At 62.6% G+C, this 17,923-nt stretch carries 11 protein-coding genes and 4 pseudogenes; 13 read left to right on the top strand and 2 right to left on the bottom strand.

Translation table 11 applies throughout. From position 1 onward, the window contains the following. Positions 1–164: 164 nt before the first annotated feature. Entirely contained in the window at positions 165–1,454 is a 1,290-nt protein-coding gene (locus PSED_RS34980; RefSeq protein WP_014203922.1) for a hydroxyacid-oxoacid transhydrogenase, read from the bottom strand. 342 nt (positions 1,455–1,796) lie between these two features. Then, entirely contained in the window at positions 1,797–2,528 is a 732-nt protein-coding gene (locus PSED_RS34985; protein WP_014203923.1) for a GntR family transcriptional regulator, read from the bottom strand. A gap of 863 nt (positions 2,529–3,391) precedes the next feature. Here PSED_RS34985 and PSED_RS34990 point away from each other — a divergent pair. From PSED_RS34990 to PSED_RS35050, 13 genes and pseudogenes are all read left to right on the top strand, one after another. After that, the gene (locus tag PSED_RS34990; protein ID WP_233899535.1) at positions 3,392–3,703 is read left to right on the top strand and encodes an EthD family reductase; all 312 of its coding nucleotides are present in this window, start codon (positions 3,392–3,394) and stop codon (positions 3,701–3,703) included. Positions 3,704–3,855: 152 nt separating this feature from the next. Continuing rightward, positions 3,856–5,358, top strand: coding sequence for an aldehyde dehydrogenase family protein (locus tag PSED_RS34995; protein WP_014203926.1), 1,503 nt, complete (start codon positions 3,856–3,858; stop codon positions 5,356–5,358). 163 nt (positions 5,359–5,521) lie between these two features. Further along, positions 5,522–7,144, top strand: a pseudogene (locus PSED_RS35000) (ferritin family protein). A gap of 123 nt (positions 7,145–7,267) precedes the next feature. Continuing rightward, positions 7,268–8,356 carry an FAD-binding oxidoreductase gene (locus PSED_RS35005; RefSeq protein WP_014203927.1) on the top strand — a complete coding sequence of 363 codons (1,089 nt, stop codon included), beginning with the start codon at positions 7,268–7,270 and terminating at the stop codon, positions 8,354–8,356. A 30-nt stretch (positions 8,357–8,386) separates the two neighbouring features. Continuing rightward, the gene (locus tag PSED_RS35010) at positions 8,387–9,427 is read left to right on the top strand and encodes an aromatic/alkene monooxygenase hydroxylase subunit beta (RefSeq protein WP_014203928.1); all 1,041 of its coding nucleotides are present in this window, start codon (positions 8,387–8,389) and stop codon (positions 9,425–9,427) included. Further along, positions 9,427–9,780, top strand: a complete 354-nt coding sequence (locus PSED_RS35015; protein WP_014203929.1) for an MmoB/DmpM family protein — start codon at positions 9,427–9,429, stop codon at positions 9,778–9,780. The genes PSED_RS35010 and PSED_RS35015 overlap by 1 nt, the downstream gene beginning before the upstream one ends. Positions 9,781–10,030: 250 nt before the next feature. Continuing rightward, positions 10,031–10,696, top strand: coding sequence for a GPR1/FUN34/YaaH family transporter (locus tag PSED_RS35020; protein WP_225223542.1), 666 nt, complete (start codon positions 10,031–10,033; stop codon positions 10,694–10,696). Positions 10,697–11,000: 304 nt separating this feature from the next. After that, the gene (locus PSED_RS35025; protein ID WP_233899536.1) at positions 11,001–12,389 is read left to right on the top strand and encodes an aldehyde dehydrogenase family protein; all 1,389 of its coding nucleotides are present in this window, start codon (positions 11,001–11,003) and stop codon (positions 12,387–12,389) included. Between the two features lie 262 nt (positions 12,390–12,651). Then, positions 12,652–13,893 (top strand): Nramp family divalent metal transporter, encoded by a 1,242-nt coding sequence (locus tag PSED_RS35030; RefSeq protein WP_014203932.1) that lies wholly within the window; start codon positions 12,652–12,654, stop codon positions 13,891–13,893. Positions 13,894–14,101: 208 nt separating this feature from the next. Next, positions 14,102–14,380 (top strand): annotated as a pseudogene (locus PSED_RS35035) (transposase); the annotation flags it as partial. Between the two features lie 185 nt (positions 14,381–14,565). Beyond that, positions 14,566–16,241, top strand: a pseudogene (locus tag PSED_RS35040) (IS1634 family transposase). A 338-nt stretch (positions 16,242–16,579) separates the two neighbouring features. Beyond that, positions 16,580–17,668: an IS110 family RNA-guided transposase gene (locus tag PSED_RS35045; protein ID WP_014203933.1), complete on the top strand. Its 1,089-nt coding sequence runs from the start codon at positions 16,580–16,582 to the stop codon at positions 17,666–17,668. Next, positions 17,655–17,867 (top strand): annotated as a pseudogene (locus PSED_RS35050) (transposase); the annotation flags it as partial. The gene PSED_RS35045 and the pseudogene PSED_RS35050, both read left to right, overlap by 14 nt. Positions 17,868–17,923: the final 56 nt, after the last annotated feature.

Genomic DNA, 17,923 nt, shown 5'->3' on the forward strand with positions numbered 1-17,923 from the left:
TTCACCACCCGAGCAGTCAGGCCACGAGGACATGTGGAAGTTGACAAGGGAACCAAGAAAACAGACGGTCTGCTGAGGTGTGCCCCTGTAAGCATTTACCGACACCTCCGGGCAATCTTCGAAGAGCCTCAACCGGCCAGCTACCTATCCACAGAGGTGAACCATTACCAGTTAGAGATTGACTTCGTCAGGATCGAGGCGATGTCATCCTCTGTAGGAGTCCTTGCGCATGTCGACAGCAAACGCTGCTGCTTCATCGTTCCAGGAACGAGATCTGCGACATCAGACTCGGAGTACCCCACACCGCCAAGGCCGTTAGGGATGTCGATATCACGCATCAGCTGAATCAGTACTGACGGCAGCCGCTCGGCCGGCGCACCGACGCTAGCTGCTTCGGGGTTAATCAGCTCAGCGGCGCGAAGATGACGCTCGGGGGCGCTGTCGAACGAAAAGCGGAATGCTTCCGGAGCCGTCAAAGAAACGGCCTGCCCATGAGGCACCATTGCTTCTTCCTGCGGATATCCAGCCGGGCGGTAGTCCTTCACCATCCCAGCAATTGGATATGCATTAGCATGCGGGATGTGAACGCCTGCGTTCCCGAAGCCCATGCCTGCGAATGTCGCGGCGAGCATCATGTTGGATCGCGCTTCAATATTGTCGTGTCCATCGAGTACTGATAGGCGAAGTGACTGCGAAATCAGCGCCATCGACTTCTCGCACCACAGATCCGACACAGGATTGGAACCGCAGTATGTGACACGAGCTTCAGGGGTTTTACGATCAAACTGCGTATAGTATTTCGCCGTATAGGATTCGAGAGCATGACATACGATGTCCATGCCGGATGCCGCGGTGACCTCCGGCGCCAGCGTCAGCGTCAGAAGTGGATCGACAACCGCCAAGGTGGGACGCAGACGCCAGTGGCTGATCCCGGTCTTGACTCTCATCGAGAGGATGTCCATGACACACATAGCAGTAGACTCTGAACCAGTACCCGCAGTTGTTGGAACCGCGATGAGAGGCTTGAGAGGTCCAGGCGGAACCTTGGCCTTACCGATAGGCTTATTGATGTAATCCATCAACTCACCAGGGTAGCTCGTCAATAGATTGATCGCCTTGGCGGTATCAATTGCGGATCCGCCGCCGACGACAATAAATCCGTCCCACGGCCCTTCTTGACGAGCGTAGTCAACGGCTGATGAAATAGACTGATCGGTCGGCTCGATGTGCACATCAGCAAAGATGTCCGACTCAATATTATACCTCTTCAGTCCGTCGGAGATGCGCTGTGGAACTCCGATGGATGCAACTCCCCGATCTGTCACAATGAGGACCCGAGTCATCCCGAAGCCAGAGGCCTCGAATCCGATCTCGTCAGTGGCGCCGGCCCCGAACTTCAAGGGTGGTGCACCCCACGTGAAGATCGTCTCTTCGACCGAGCCTGTGTCGACCATTTCTCTCCTACCGCTCTAACGATGTTCGAATGCAACAGGTACTGCCTAGGGAAGCTGCTTGATTCGCACTCAGCGCAACATCTGTCTCTTCCCGCGTTGCCGACGAAGCTCGAAAAATGAACTCGCGGCGGTTGCGAATATACTATTCAGGTCGATCATCTCAAAGCTCGGTCGCTCAAGACGGGGTGCCGAATTGTCCCTAAGAGTCCGGCCCCCTCATGCAACAACGGCGAACGAGCCCTCTCGCCCCGAACAGAAATTCGGGGACCAGGGAAGAAGAACGCACAAGTACTGCTTAGCTACCGAGGGAAGCCATAGAGTGGCATGTTGCATGCCACTCCGTCAACCGTCGACGCCTGAGACCGGGTTTCGCGACTCCCAGGCGGAGGTGGTCCAACCTAGGTCGACATCGACACCGTCCCCAGCCTCCTGTGCCAGGAGCAATTCTGACGTGGTCTGAATGTGCGCGCACATCGCGTCGGCCGCTCCCTCCGGGTCCCGTGCTTCCAGCCGCTCAAGAACCCCAAGGTGTTCCGCAACGATGTCAAGCATCGTCCGCGACGACTCTGCAGTCGAGACTCCACGTTTAACGACCATGTCACGCATTCCGTCAATGAACTCCGCGAGACGCTTGTTCCCGGTCGCCTCGAGGATCGTTCGATGGAATCGGCGGTCGTGCTCCCACATGCGGACCTCATCGCCGTCGCGAGCGGCGCGCTCCATCGCGGCGAACTGACGGCGCAGCTCCTTCAGGCCCGCAGCATCGAACTTTTCGCAGGCCCGTCGGGTGGCTGGGACCTCCAGTAGGAGCCGAAGCTCGAAGACCTCCTCCAGATCATGGACCGTGGTTTGGAGGATCCGTACCCCGCGGTTCCGCTCGAAGCGGACCATGCCCTGCTCGGCCATCTTGATCAGGGCTTCACGCACCGGTGTCCGGGATACGCCGAGCTCGGCGGCGAGCGCATGCACCGAGTGCAGACTTCCAGGAAGAAGCTCGCCGCTCACTACTGCACTCCTGAGAGAGCTGAGCACAGCACTGTTAAGAGTCGTGATCCCGTTCGAAACGCCCTTCATCGGAGCTCAGCGGAACCCGTGCCGGCCCCACAGTCTGCATCGTTGTCCTGCTCACACATCTACCCGTCCTCCGATCCTCCACCAGCGGCCTGCTGCGTCGGGTGCGCGAACAGCGCCGCAACAGGTGGTCGACATTCGATCACTGCGGCGGTTCCGTCCTGACGGTGGGCTGTCGCAGCCCGGAGTACTGGGGAACCGCCAGCAAGGCGTATGGCAACGAAGCCTCGACCAGCCGCATCACCTGCCCCTCCGTTGCGACTTCCTGCTGCTGAGCGGCCACACCGTGGGGAGCTTGACAGCTCTACATGTGACATGCCACTCTGCACCGCAGCATGCTACATGCCAGTATGCGCAGCCCCTAGCCAGTAAATCGCTGGGCCCAGGGGAACCGCTCCGTCGCATCGTCGGGATGGAACAGCCTATGGGTGACACTGCTTGGCGCCTTCGAGTTGACCGGGTGTCGGCCGATAGTTGTGCGGGTTTCGCAAGGTCTTTCGTTTCACCCCTGGCGTTGAAGAGGTTTGCGCTGTACGGCGGCAACTCTGGGTGCGGCTGGGCGGGATCAGGTCACTACTCCTTCTGTCGGGTCTCGGCGCCGTTAGTGTCATATCCTGGTTGCTAGTCCTAACGCGCATGCTCCGCGATTCGCTTAGTTTTTCTATTGCCGCCCGTCGTGTTGCGTTAATGTAGCGCATAGCGACCTATGGTTGATGTCGAGCTCGTTCAGCGGTATTGCAATCGGAATCGCGGTTCGTCAGAAAGCTTCAAGCGTGGCCTCGCCAATGCATTCTGGTCTAGGAAAGTGTGGCATGTTACATGGCACGTCGCAGTGGAGACTCGGAGGCTGGACTATGTTCAAGATCATGTTTGTCGTCTACGAGCGCGAGGGTATCGATCGGGATGAGGCTCTGCGTTATTGGCGCGAGCAGCATGGCCCGCTCGCGTCCAAGGTTCCCGGCCTGCGTTATTACGCTCAGACGCACGCCCTCAGCTCTGTTGACGGGGGCTCGGCCCCGTACCTCGGATCCGCTGAAATGGCGTTCGACAGCCAGGGAGCCTTTGTCGAGGCAACGGCATCTCCCGAGTTCGATGCAGTTCTGAAGGACGTGGTCAACTTTGCAGATCCTGACAACGTTCCGACGGCAGTTGTCCAGGATTATGTCTTCGTTGACTGACCTTTATTCTGGTGGCTGGCCGAGTCGTCATCGGCCGTCATAATTTAGGTGTCTGGTTTCGCTCGCGGCGCCGGCCACGCCTTTGAATGTGCGGTTCCGTCTTAGCACGTAGGGCCTATTCAGCTTACCCTCGCCGTTGAAGGAGTAATAGGATGACTGTGATCGCCAAGCCCGATTACCTATTGCGTGACGACGTACAGAAGTTCATTGATCGCCCGAAGAAGCTTTTCATCAATGGTCAGTGGCACGACTCCATCAAGGGTGAGACTCTCGAGGTCTACGACCCTGCGGTTGGGACGAAGATCTGTACCGTTGCTGCGGGTGATGCGGAGGATGTCGACCGAGCTGTGGCGGCCGCGCGCCACGCGTTCGACGAGGGGCCGTGGTCCAAGCTGAATCCTTCGGAGCGCGGCAGGCTGGTCTGGCGGCTCGCGGATCTTCTCGAGGAGCACGCGGACGAGTTTGCACAGATCGATGCGCTCGACAACGGCAAACCGGTCACGGACGCGCGTGCGGTAGACGTGGCGTTCTCGATCGAACTGCTGCGATACATGGCTGGTTGGTCGAACAAGATTTATGGCGAGACGATTCCGCTCACCAACCCGGCTGACTTCCATGCATACACGCTTCGCGAGCCGGTCGGCGTGGTTGGGCAGATCGTTCCTTGGAATTTCCCCCTCATGATGGCGGTCTGGAAGGTCGCTCCTGCCCTGGCCGCCGGCTGCACCGTGATCCTCAAGCCCGCCGAGCAGACGCCGCTGAGCGCACTTCGCCTGGCTGAGCTCACCGAGGAGGCCGGCTTCCCGCCGGGTGTCTTCAACGTCATCACCGGCTTTGGCGAGACGGCAGGTGCGGCGATCGCCGCCCACGACAACATCGACAAGGTCGCGTTCACCGGTTCGACCGAGGTCGGGCGGCTGATCGCGCATGCGGCGAGCGGGAACCTCAAGAAGGTCTCCCTCGAGCTTGGCGGAAAGTCCCCCGTGATCGTGTTCGGTGATTCTGACATCGAGCAGGCTGTTGCCGGTGCTTCCAGCGCGATTTTCTACAACAACGGGCAGACCTGTACGGCGGGATCTCGTCTCTATGTGCACCGGAAGGTCTACGACAAGGTCGTGGAGGGTATCGCCAGTGAGGCGTCTGCTCTCCCGATCGGTCACGGTCTCGACCCGGCGACCCGTATCGGGCCGCTGATCTCGGCGGAGCAGCGCGACCGTGTCACTGGCTACATCGCACAGGGCCGCGAGGCCGGCGCAGAGGTGATCGTGGGTGGGGACACTGTCGGTGATGGGGGCTACTTCATTCAGCCGACCATCCTTACCAAGACTGATCCGAGCATGAGCGTAGTGCGCGAGGAGATCTTCGGCCCGGTGCTGTGTGCCATGGCCTTTGACGAAGACACCATCGATAGCGTCGTGCGTGAGGCGAACAACTCGGTGTACGGGTTGGCCGCGAGTATCTACACCCGCGACATTAGCGTCGCACATCGAGTCGCCAAGCGGCTCAAGGCTGGAACGATCGGTATCAATACCCACCATGTGGTCGATGTCGCGCTCCCATTCGGCGGATTCAAGCAGTCCGGATATGGTCGGGACATGGGCCGCGACGCGATCGACCAGTACACCGAGGTCAAGTCGATCGGTATCGCACTCTGACGCTACTGCGCTCACCAGGGGGAGCACTCTCATTCAAGAGAAGATTGGTGCCCAGGTAAGCGCGACATCTCGGACTTGATACCCCGCATCGTCTGGCGCTCCACCCACCATATAGAGGCGCCATCAATGGGAAAGGCTTAAGATCACGATGACTGCCCCACCGATGAAGAGGCCGCGTCGAAGCATTACGGCGAGCCACGCCAAGATCGGCGAGCTGGGCTGGGACCGGACGTACTACCCCCATGAGCGCGGGAAGTATCCCAGCCGATACAAGCTGCCGAACAAGCCAGGCCGGGATCCCATGAAGCAGATCATGGGCGACTACCTGCACATGCAGAACGAGAAGGATGACCGCGTCCACGGTGGCCTCGATGCAGCCGTCCGCGCAGAGGTCCCCGGCAAGGCCCCGCTTCGGTGGCTGGAGCTGCTCAAGCCTTACCTGCTGACTGTTGTTAGCGCCGAGGCCGCCGCTACCCGCTGTATGGGCATGCTTGTTGATGCCATCGACGACCCCGAGCTGCAGAACGCCTATTACATCTAGCAGCTCGACGAGCAGCGTCACACCGCGATGCAGATGAACCTGTATCGCTGGTACATGAAGAACATGCCCGAGCCGGTCGGCTGGAACCTCGGGCTCCAGGCGGTCGGGGGCGACTCCATCCTGGTCGCCGCCCAGAACCTCACCGGAAGCTTCATGACCGGTGACCCCTTCCAGGCCGCGGTGGCGCTCCAGGTCGTCGTTGAGACCGCCTTCACGAACACCATCCTGGTCGCGTTCCCGGACGTGGCAGTCCGGAACCATGACTTCGCTCTGCCCACTGTCATGAACTCCGTGCAGTCGGACGAGGCGCGCCACATCAACAACGGCTACGCGACACTTCTGTACCTCCTGCAGGAGCCGGAGAACGCCCCCCTGCTTGAGCAGGACATCCAGCAGATGTTCTGGACCGTGCACGCATTCGTCGACGCCTTCATGGGCATCATCGTCGAGTACGCCCCCACGGATGCGACCGACCCGGAAAGCTGGACCACGAAGTGGGACCGGTGGGTGAATGACGACTACTACCGTTCCTACATCGTCAACCTCGGCAAGCTGGGCTTGAAGATCCCCGACTCGATCTTCAAGCGCGCGCGTGAGCGGATTGCTGCCGACTACCACCACAAGGTTGCTGTCGGAGTCTGGGCCTCGTGGCCCTTCCACTACTATAAGTACGGCAACCTCGAGCAGAAGGACTACGACTGGTTCGAGAGCAAGTACCCGGGCTGGAACGAGAAGTTCGGTGCGTTCTGGCGCGGCTACGCCGACGTTCGCTACCCCGGTTCGGGTCCCTTGCAGCTGCCCGGGCTGCTCGAGGGTGCCGGCCCGATCTGCTGGACCTGCCAGCTCGGATGCCTGCGGCCCGAGGAGCAGTGCCACCGCGTTGTCGACGAGCACACGCGGTTCTATTGCTCGCCGGAGTGCAAGTGGATCGACATGACCAACCCTGGTCGCTATGTCGGTGACCGTGTTTGGTTCGACCGCTACCACGGCTGGGAGTACTCCGAGATCGTGCGTGACCTCGGCTTCCTCCGTCCGGACGGTAAGACGCTCACAGGCCAGCCGCACGTTGATCCCGACCCTGCTAAGCAGTGGACGATCGATGATCTCCGAGAGCTCGGCCACATCATGCAGAGCCCGAACATCCTCACTGCGGAGCGTCTCGGCCTGCCCTATAAGCGAGTGGAATACACCGGCACTAAGACCGGTGACATGCCCCCCACCATTCCGCCGCTCTTCGGGGTCTGAGTAAGTCTCATGTCTCGTCCCGGCAGGCTGCCGACTCGTGGTTTGGCAACCTGCCGGGGCTTGGCGTATGACTCTCACCGAGTCATCAGATGAGTGGCCGCAGGTTGGGAGGGTGGCGAGCAGATGGGAACGTTCAACGTAAGGTTCGAGCCAATTGGTGAAGAGATCGAATGCGGCGAGGATGAGACCATTCTCGATGCAGCATTTCGATCGGGTTTGAACCTTGTGCACGGTTGCCGCGAGGGGCGCTGCTCGGCGTGCAAGGCATTTGTCCTCGATGAAGGATGGATATATCTAAAGAAATATTCAAGCTTCGCTCTCTCCGATCAGGAAGAGGAGGGGGGATATACCCTTCTATGCCGGGCAGTTCCGGAGTCAGACGTTACGATTGAGCTGCTCAACTATGATCCAGACCACTATCGGCTCGAGCACGCCATTACTGATGGAGTTGGCCGAGTAGTCGATGTGGAAGCGTTGACGCACGACATTCGACGCTTGGAGCTCCAGATCGAGTCTCCTCAGGGCTTCGGATTTCTTCCCGGTCAATTCGTCGACATCTGGATCCCCGGGACCGAGCAGCGGCGATCGTTCTCGATGGCAAACCTTCCTAGCGACGGGCGCCTTGAGTTCATCATCAAGCAGTATCCGGGCGGCCGGTTCGGGGCGATGCTCGACGAGGGCCTGACGGTGGGTGATTCAGTGAAGTTCACCGGGCCTTATGGTACATGCTACCTCCGTGATACCGGCGGGAGTCGTTCGGCGTTACTCATCGCCGGTGGTTCGGGTATGGCGCCGATTCTTTCTCTGCTGCGCCAGATGTCAGAGGACGGTCAGGGCCGCACCGTGTCGGTCTTCTACGGTGGACGTGCGAGACGCGATCTTTTCTATACCGAGCTCGTTCAGTCCCTCGGAAAACGAATCGAGCAGTTCGAGTTCATCCAAGTAGTGTCGGATGAATCCGATAGTGACGGTGACGGTGACGATGTACGATACGGATTCGTGCATGACGCCGTTGATCAGTGGATAGAGACTTCCGGGTTCCGCCTGGATGCATGTGACGTCTATATGGCAGGCCCGCCACCGATGGTTGATGCGGTGAACGATGTTCTGACGCTCAGGCATCAGGTGGAGCAGAATCGGATCTTCGTAGACAAGTTCACGTCGACCGGCCCTGAGGAATCTGCCGATTCCGATTCTGTATCGTCGCTTTAAGATTTGTTCTCCAGAGAGGAGATCTGCGCAATGAGTGCATCAGCTGCCGAGCGGCGTGAGCTGCGAGAGCTCGAGCGGACACAGCACTGGTTCATCCCGGAGCGGAAACGTTCGTCGCTCTACGAGGACGTGACTATCGACGTCCAGCCGAGCGTCCACCGGCATACCAGGTTCGGCTATCCTATCGCATTTCCAAACGGGCGTCAGTCATTCTGGGATGACTCCACTGCGATCCGGTCCAGCGACTGGTATGCGTTTCGTGATCCGGCCGGGCTTTGGGAGCGCACGTTCTTCCAGACTGGCTCAACTCATGAGCGCGAGATCGAGAATGATCTCCAGGTGGCGCGGGACAACAATCTGTTCGTTGCGGCAAGCAAGGAGTGGGTTGACTTCTTGTCTGCTCAGCTTCTGCCGATCAGCCTTACCGAGTATGGTCTGGTTGCCCCGCAGTCGGCGGCACTCCGGCCCGCCCTGGGTGATGCCATCGCGAACTGCCTCGGCTACAGCGCCGGTTACAAACTTCGCCAGGCTCAGGCACTTGTTCTCTACGGGGGAGAGCTGGAGCGGGAGATTCCCGGATTTTCGACCGCAGACGGGAAGCGTCGTTTCTTGGAGGATCCCGAATGGCAGCCGACACGTCGCTACCTTGAACGGCTGGGCTCGATCACGGACTGGGCGGAGACCGTCGTCGCAGCCAACATCTGCTTCGAACCGCTCATTGGTAATCTGCTGCGCCGCGATGTGCTGATCCGACTCGCCGGCTCCTACGGCGACGCCACCACACCGACCCTCGGCCAGGTTGCTCAAGCCGAGTGGGGTTGGGTGCGTGACTGGTCCGTGGCCCTCGTTCGCTTCATCCTGAATGACGCTACTCATTCCGAGGCCAACACCCAGAAGGTCCAGGAGTGGCTGGAGGACTGGGGAACGATGGCTCGCGAGGCGATCGATGCGCTGGAGCCCGTCTTCAGCTCGATCGACCCCGCCTACTCTGAGACCCGTCAGCGTCTCAACCAAGATCATGCCGACCTGCTTCAGGAATGCGGCCTCAAGTCGAGCGAGGTGACGGTCTGATGACGGATGCCACGGCTGCGCCGGCGGCTGCGCAGGGGAGCGGCGACGTCGCTTATGATTATGTGGGGCTGGTTATGCAGCGCACTCCGGAAGGCGAAGCGGTCGGCCGGGTGTGCTCGCAGACTCCTGGTGTCGAGGTCATCACGAACGCAACTTTCCTCGATGTCAGGGCCAAGGATCGGCTGATCGTCAACTTCGACGCGGTCGGCGAAGAACTCGGCAGCGACATGGACGGTTACGTTCTTCAGGAACACATGACCACTCACTATGGCCGGATGGCAATGACCGATGACTCGTTCATCCTGGTCGCCGATCCTCTCGAGCTGATCGAGCTGATCAACTCTGAGTCGTAGGAAGGGATCATCAAGGTGATCTCGCCTCTCGGGTGAGTGACGCAGTTTTTCACTCCTTGATATGTGGGGAGCCTCATTGGGGTGGTGTGTTGCTCCCCTGCACCATCCTTGCTCTCGGGCCGGCCGGAGTTCGTGCCGGCCCGAGAGCGGGGCTGTGGTATTTGGGAGGCTTCGGGGTATTGGATTGATGTTATCTGTTCCCTAGGTGGTGTTTCGCTCGGGCGGACGCCGCCGCAGCTTGAGGAGAGTCATGGTTGTTGAGAATTCTGAGGCACTGGAAACGATGCCTTCGGCAAGCGACAGAAATTCGGCGTATACGGCTGCCGCGGGTAACCCAATGCTCGTGGCCCTCCCAACCTTTCTCGTGGGTAGTATCACTCTAGGCCTTTGGCTCATTGGTTATCTGCCGACAGCTCTTCCTGGTGGACTAGTTGCGGGTGTCTTCTTTGCCTCCGGGGTCGGTGTGATTCTCGGAGCGGCCTGGGCAGCGCGCCTGGGCCAGAGTGCGGTAGCGGGCGTCCTGGCCACATTTGGCACGTTCTGGCTTAGCTTCGGCGTGTTGGTCTTCGGTCTGGTGAATGGGCTTTTCGGGGTATCGACTACAGATGCGGCAGCAGCTGGTAGCCAGGTGCAGTCGGTGCAGGCCACGTTCCTTTTGTCATGGTTGATTGTGCTTGTGGTGATGACGCTGGCAACTACGAGATTGCCGCTCGCCTATACAGTGCTCTTCGTGCTTGTTGACATTGCTCTCGGGCTCGTTCTCGCTGGAGTTCTGGCGGCTTCTTCGGCACTTCTGGTGTGGGGTGGAATCGCTGTGTTTGGCTTCTGCCTTGTGGGGGCTTACCTGTTCTACGGGGCCATGTCGGAGGAGCTCGGAGGATCATCAGCGCCGCTCGGCTCCCCTTTGACACAGTAGTTCTAAGGAACACGGATTTCCTATGGCCCCCGCGCGGCTATTGGGCTGGGGTGCCGTCATTGACGGGCTCCCCCCGCAGAAACTCCGGGAGACTCTCCGTTCCGAGTCTCCCGGAGTTTCTGCGGAGGCGGTCGGCCTGCACGAGTAATGGAATCATTAAAGTTGTGCGAGCCGAAGTCGAGCACGCGCATAGTATCCATCAGTTTGTGCAATCTGGTGTGAGACGTGATAGAGGAAAGAAGCGAACCGACTAGTGCAAGCTGAACCATTCTGGATCGCAGGTCGTCCAGCGACTGGTAGCGCGGTGATTGATGTCCAGTATCCTTATGATGGTCGAACGGTCGCCTCGGTATTTGTTCCATCCGCTGAGCAGGTTGAAGAGGCCGTGGCCGCGATGCACGCGGCGAGGGATGTTGTGGGGGCAACATCTGCTCATCGGCGAGCGTCTGCACTTTCGCATGTCGCAGACAGGCTTGAGCAGCGTTTAGAGGAAGCCGCTCAGGTCATCGTGCTCGAGAGCGGTAAGCCCATCAAGTGGGCCAGGGTGGAGGTAGCGCGCGCGGCCTCCACGTTCCGATGGGCGGCAGAGGAAGCCCGGCGTTGGTCGGGAACCCTGCAGCGATTGGATACCGATGCCGGTGGGGCTGGACGGCTTGCGCTTGTTCGGCGGTTTCCACGAGGTTCTCTGCTGGCGATTACGCCGTTCAACTTTCCACTTAATCTCGTCGCGCACAAAGTGGCCCCAGCGATCGCGGTCGGAGCGCCGGTTATTATCAAACCTGCCCCGTCGACTCCGCTCTCATCGCTGTTCTTGGGTCAGCTCCTCGCTGATACGGACCTGCACCAGGGCAGTTGGTCTGTGTTGCCGGTCCCAAACAGTCAGATGGAGCATCTCGTTCTTGATCCGAGGATTCCTGTTATCTCTTTCACAGGGTCGGGGCCGGTGGGCTGGGATATTAAGAGCCTTGTCCCTCGTAAGCATGTGACGCTTGAGCTCGGTGGGAATGCGGCGGCGGTTGTATGTTCCGACTGGTCGAGCGAGCAAGATCTGGAGTGGGCAGCTCAGCGGATCGCTCTCTTTGCAAACTATCAGGCGGGCCAGTCGTGTATCTCGGTGCAGCGAGTCTATGTGCCACGTGAGCTGTACGAGGTGTTTACCGTGCTGCTTTCGCGTCATATTGGCGCACTTAGGCAGGGGAACCCGAATGACGACGCAACTGATGTTGGCCCTGTCATTAATGAGGCATCAGCCATCAGGATCGAGCAGTGGATCGATGACGCGGTCCATGCCGGGGCGAAGATTCTGGTCGGGGGTCGCAGGAACGGGACAAGTCTTGAGCCGACGCTTTTAGCAGATGTTCCGCTCGCCGCGCGGATTCTTCGTGACGAGGCATTCGGCCCGGTGGTGAGTATTACGCCTTTCGACAGTCTAGACTCGGCGTTTGCTGCCGTTAATGATTCTGACTTCGGTCTGCAGACGGGTGTGTTTACACGTGATATCCGGACTGCGTTCCGTGCGCATCGTGACCTTGAGGTGGGTGGGGTCATTATTGGGGATGTTCCGAGCTATCGTGCGGACCAGATGCCTTATGGTGGAATGAAGGACTCTGGTATAGGCAGAGAAGGCGTCCGCTCAGCGATGGACGACTTCACGGTGGAGAAGGTTCTCGTGCTTGCCGGGGTTGCGCTGTGAAAAGCGTTGCTCTGTGCCCTGTGAATTCTTACTGACCTCCCCGGCGTCGGCCAGTCTGCCCAACAGTGATCCTTGCTTGGGATATCGGGTGTCAGTTCGGTTATGGGCTCCCGCTGGATTTGCCCCGCCGGATTCGGTGAGCGAGGGTGGCTCCGATGAGTCACTAGTGGCCTCACGGGCACGAGGATTCAATCCCGGATGGGGCCGTTTTTTGTAGCGGCTCGGCGGCGTTTATCAAGAAGGGGTAATGGAGGTGAACGCGATGACCACGGCGGTGAAGGCGCGCGTCGAACGTGCCCGATCCGGGGCCCTGCTGCTCGGCCCGGCGCTGGTGGCGGCCGCCGCCTACGTCGACCCCGGCAACGTCGCGACCAACACCGCCGCCGGCGCCGGGTTCGGCTACCTGCTCGTCTGGGTCGTGCTCGCCGCCAACGCCATGGCCGGGCTCGTCCAGTACCTGTCCGCCAAGCTGGGGCTCGTCACCGGCAGGTCGCTGCCCGAGTCGCTGCGTGACCACCTCCCGCGCCGCACCCGCTTCGCCTACTGGGCCCAGGCCGAGCTCGTCACCATGGCCACCGACCTGGCCGAGGTCCTCGGCGGCGCCATCGCCCTCGCCCTGCTGTTCGACCTGCCCCTCATCTGGGGCGGAGCGATCACCGCGGTCGTCTCGATGGTGATCCTGGAGGTCGTAGACCGCTTCGGGCAGAAGCCCTTCGAGCGTGTCGTCACGACGATGCTGCTCGTCGTCGGCATCGGGTTCGTCGCCAGTCTCTTCGTCGCCCCGCCCTCGGCCGCCGGGATCGTCGGTGGCATCGTCCCGGGTTTCGAGGGCACCAGCAGTGTCCTGCTCGCTGCGGGCATGCTCGGCGCGACGGTGATGCCGCACGCGATCTACGTGCACTCCTCGCTCTCGCGCGACCGGCACGGCTCGCCCCCCCCGGGCCCCGAGCGGCGCAGGCTCCTCTCGGCCACCAAGGCCGACGTCGCCGTCGCGCTCACCGTCGCCGGGGCCGTCAACCTGGGCCTGCTGCTCGTCGGCGCCGCACTGCTCAGCGGCGACGACCGCACCGGGACCCTCGACGGTGTGCACGCCGCCATCGGCGACAAGGCCGGCCCGCTGTTCGCGCTCGGCTTCGCCATCGCGCTGCTGTTCTCCGGTCTGGCGTCCACGGCGGTCGGCTGCTACTCGGGTTCGGTCGTGATGGCAGGGTTGCTGAAGGTCAAGGTGCCCCTGCTCGCGCGCCGTGTCGTCACAGCGATCCCCGCGCTCGTCGTCCTCGGGGTGGGGGTCGACCCCACCTGGGCGCTGATCGTCTCCCAGGTCGTCCTGTCCTTCGGCATCCCTTTCGCGCTCGTCCCGCTGGTGATCCTGACCTCACGGCGCTCGATCATGGGCGACGCCGTCAACCAGCGGATCACCGTCGTCGCGGGGATCGTCGTGTGCACGGCGATCGTCGCCCTCAACATCGTCCTGCTGTACCTGACGGCCACCGGGGGTGGTTAACCCTGGTGATTCGTGGGGCCCGGGACGTGATCTCGGATTCATGATCGTTTCTGGTTTCCGGCTCAGGCGTGACAAGGCGTCCGGCCTGCCGTTCTTGCCGGGTGCTCCGCGCCGCTCATGCCGGCGGGATCGGAATTCAGCCTGCGGGGATGGGCGATGAGAGGAGTCGGACGAACGCCACGGCGAGCTCTTCGGCCCAGGGCGGCAGCTGATCGGCCCGTTGCTGCCGTCCAACGTGGGGCGGCGTGGTCATCCGTTCGGCAACGACCGCCGCGTGGTCGAGGGGATCATCTTCAGGTACCGGACTGGGATCCCCTGGCGCGATCTGCCCCGAGAGCAGTTCGGACCCTGGCAAACGGTGTGGAAGCGGCATCGCCGCTACGCCGGTGACGGCACCTGGGACAAGGTGTTGGCAGCGTTGCTGGCACGGGCCGACGCTGCCGGCAAAATCGAGTGGACCGTGTCTGTGGACAGTGGCGTCCACCAGGGTGGTGTGCGACCCGGCCCGGGTGAGGGGCGTGGCGTAGACGGGTAGGGCGGCCATCGCGTGATCTTCTGGCCTGACTTCTGCCACCCCGGCCGGATCGTGACGACTGTGGGCTCCTGAGCTGCGGCGATGCTGCTCGGTGGTGGTGGTTTGAGGCACTAAGTTTGGTGTCCTACGCTCGGTTGGTGGCGTGGGTGAGGCGGGTGCGGACGGCCTCGGGGGCGACCGCGGTGCAGGTCGCCGAGTACACCGAAGGACGTCGGCGGATCGTGGCTCACGTCGGGTCCGCGCACACCGAGGCCGAGCTCGGCCTACTGGTCGAACGTGCCCGTGAGCTGCTCGCCGACACCGGGCAGGCCGAGCTCGATCTGGGTGTGGAGCCGGCCCCGCGCCGGGCCCGCCTGCTCACCCCCGTCGAGGCCGGCGACGAGGACGGTGGGCTGTTCCCCGAGTCCACCACACCAGCACCCTCGGCGAGGGCTGCGCGGGCTCGGGTGTCGGCGCCGCAGGTGATCGCGACGGGGTCGCGGTTGTTGTTCGACACCCTTGCCGAGGTCTACGCGAGCCTCGGGTTCGGCGCCGTCGGCGATCACACGTTCCGGGACTTGGTGATCGCCCGAATCGTGGAGCCCACCTCCATCATGGACAGTGGCCGGGTCCTGACCGACTTGGGCGTGTCCCCGTCCAGCGAGCGCACGATGCGCCGCACCCTGGTGCGCTGCGCCGGGCGCGGCTACCGCGACACGGTCGCGAAGGCCTGCTTCACCCACGCCCGTGGCAGCGGGGACGTGTCGTTGTGTCTCTACGACGTCACCACCCTCTACTTCGAGGCGGAGAAGGAGGACGAGCTGCGCAAGGTCGGGTTCTCCAAGGAACGCCGGGTCGACCCGCAGATCGTCGTCGGGCTGCTGGTCGACCGCCACGGGTTCCCGCTCGAGATCGGCTGTTTCGAGGGCAACAAGGCCGAGACCGCGACCATCCTGCCGATCATCGAGGCCTTCCGCGCCCGACACGACCTACCGACAGGGCCGGGCGGGATGGTGGTGGTCGCCGACGCCGGGATGCTCTCGGCCGGGAACCTACGCGAGCTCGACGAGGCCGGCCTGCGGTTCATCGTCGGCTCCCGAGTCACGAAGGCCCCGGTCGACCTGGAGTCGCATTTCCACTGGCACGGCGACGCGTTCGTCGACGGGCAGATCATCTCGACACCCTCACCCCACGCGACCGCCGCAACGGGCGCACCGAGAACAGCCCGAAGGTCAAAGCCGAGCCCGTCTGGAACCCCGAGCAGCACCCGGGATCCTGGCGGGCGGTCTGGGCCTACTCCACGAAGCGGGCCGTCCACGACCGACGCACGCTGACCTTGCAGGAGAACCGGGCCCGCGAGGTCGTCGCAGGCGAGAAGACCGCCCGCACCCCGCGGTTCGTCAAGACCACCAACGGCACCCGCTCCCTGGACGAGGCCTCCCTCGCCCGGGCACAACGCCTGGTCGGGTTGAAGGGCTACGTCACCAACATCCCCGCCGCTGTCGCGGCGGCCGGGGAGATCATCGGTGACTACCACGACCTCTGGCACGTCGAGCAGTCCTTCCGGATGAGCAAGACCGACCTACGCGCCCGCCCGATGTTCCACCACCAACGCCAGTCCATCGAAGCCCACCTGACCATCGTGTTCACCGCTCTGGCCGTCGCCCGCGAGGTCCAGAACCGTGCCGGGCTCGCCATCCGCAACATCGTCCGCCAGCTACGACCGCTCCGCTCAGCCACGATCGCCGTCAACGGCACCCGGCAGACGTTCCCGCCCGCCATCCCGGACCACGAACGGACCATCCTCGACGCTATCGGGCGCCAACCGAACTGAGGCACTACGGCAAGTGGCAGAAGTCGGGGGGTAGGGCGGCCATCGCGTGATCTTCTGGAGACCTTCCACAGTGCTTCAGGAGTTCCACGCGATGACCGCACCCTCCAGTATCGACAGCGAGGATGGTCCTGGCGCCACCGGCTGGGTCTGACCCAAGTATCGATTGACGCTGACGTTGTCCTCGTTGGGATTCGTCGGCCCGGTCGGTGGCGTCGACCCGGCGCCGGCGGGTCGAGCTGTGTGACCTCATAGGAGCTTGCTCGAAGGGGCTCATCGCTGTCTTGTCCGTGCTCGACCGGCGGTGGTCTCCGCAGTTCCGACGAGCAGCACGGACGCACGTGCTGAGCACTCCCTCTCCCCACGAGGTCGTCGGCGGCGTCGACACCCACCGCGACACCCACCACGCAGCGGTGATCGACGCAGTCGGACGTCGGCTCGACGACGCCCAGTTCCCGGCGACCGCTCGCGGTTATGAACAGCTGCTGACTTGGATGCGTTCTCACGGGGAGCTCACGCGGGTCGGGGTGGAGGGAACGGGCTCCTACGGTGCCGGGCTCGCACGGTTCCTCGCCAAGGCGCACGTCTGGGTCGTCGAGGTCGACCGGCCCGACCGCCGGGCCCGCCGGCGGCACGGGAAGTCCGACCCCCTCGACGCCTACGCCGCCGCGAATGCCGCACTGAGCGGCTCGGCGAGCGGTACGCCGAAGAGCAGGGTCGGCCTGGTCGAGGCCATCCGGTCGCTGCGGGTCGCACGCCGCGGCGCGGTCAAGGCCCGCACGCAAGCGATCAACCAGCTCCGCGCGCAGATCGTGACCGCACCCGCCGAGCTACGCGAGCAGCTGCGCGGACTCACCACGGGCGCGCTGGTGAAGACCTGCGCTCGACTCCGTCCGGCCGCCCAGGGCGCCGAGCTCGTAGCCCTCGACCCCGACGCGATCGTGTCGGCTGCGACCAAGACCGCCCTACGACAGCTGGCCCGCCGCCACCAGCATCTCTCCGAGGAGATCCGCGACCTCGACCGCGACCTACAGCCGCTCGTGCAGGCCGCAGCTCCCGAGCTCGTCGCGCTGTCCGGGGTCGGGCCAGAGGTCGCCGGGCAGCTACTGGCCTGCGTGGGCGACAACGTCGAGCGGCTGCGCTCGGAGGCGGCGTTCGCACATCTCTGCGGTGTCGCGCCGATCCCGGCCAGCAGTGGCCGCACCGATCGGCACCGGCTCAACCGCGGCGGCGACCGCTCAGCCAACAACGCCCTGCACACCATCGTCCTGTCCCGGATGCGCTACGACCCCAGGACCAGGGACTACGTGCTGCGGCGCCGCGCGCAGAGCCTCAGGACGAAGGAGATCATGCGGTGCCTCAAACGCTATGTCGCGCGAGAGGTCTACCGTGCACTCCCACGCGACCTCGCTCTACTTGACAGTCCATAGGAGCATCCCGACCCAGTTCCTGCACGAGCAGCTGTCCCAGGCGAGTCCCGACCTGCTGCGACAGATGTTGACCACGTTCATCAACACGCTCATGTCCGCCGATGCCGACGCCGTCTGCGGGGCGGCGTGGGGCGAGCGTTCCGAGCAGCGCACGAACACCCGCAACGGCTACCGTCACCGCGACTTCGACACCCGTGTCCGCGTACGACCTCACGTGCTCAGCGGCGTACGGCCTGACGTGCCGAGGTCCCGGCG

This window comes from Pseudonocardia benzenivorans CB1190 (assembly GCF_000196675.2).
Lineage (GTDB): Bacteria > Actinomycetota > Actinomycetes > Mycobacteriales > Pseudonocardiaceae > Pseudonocardia > Pseudonocardia benzenivorans.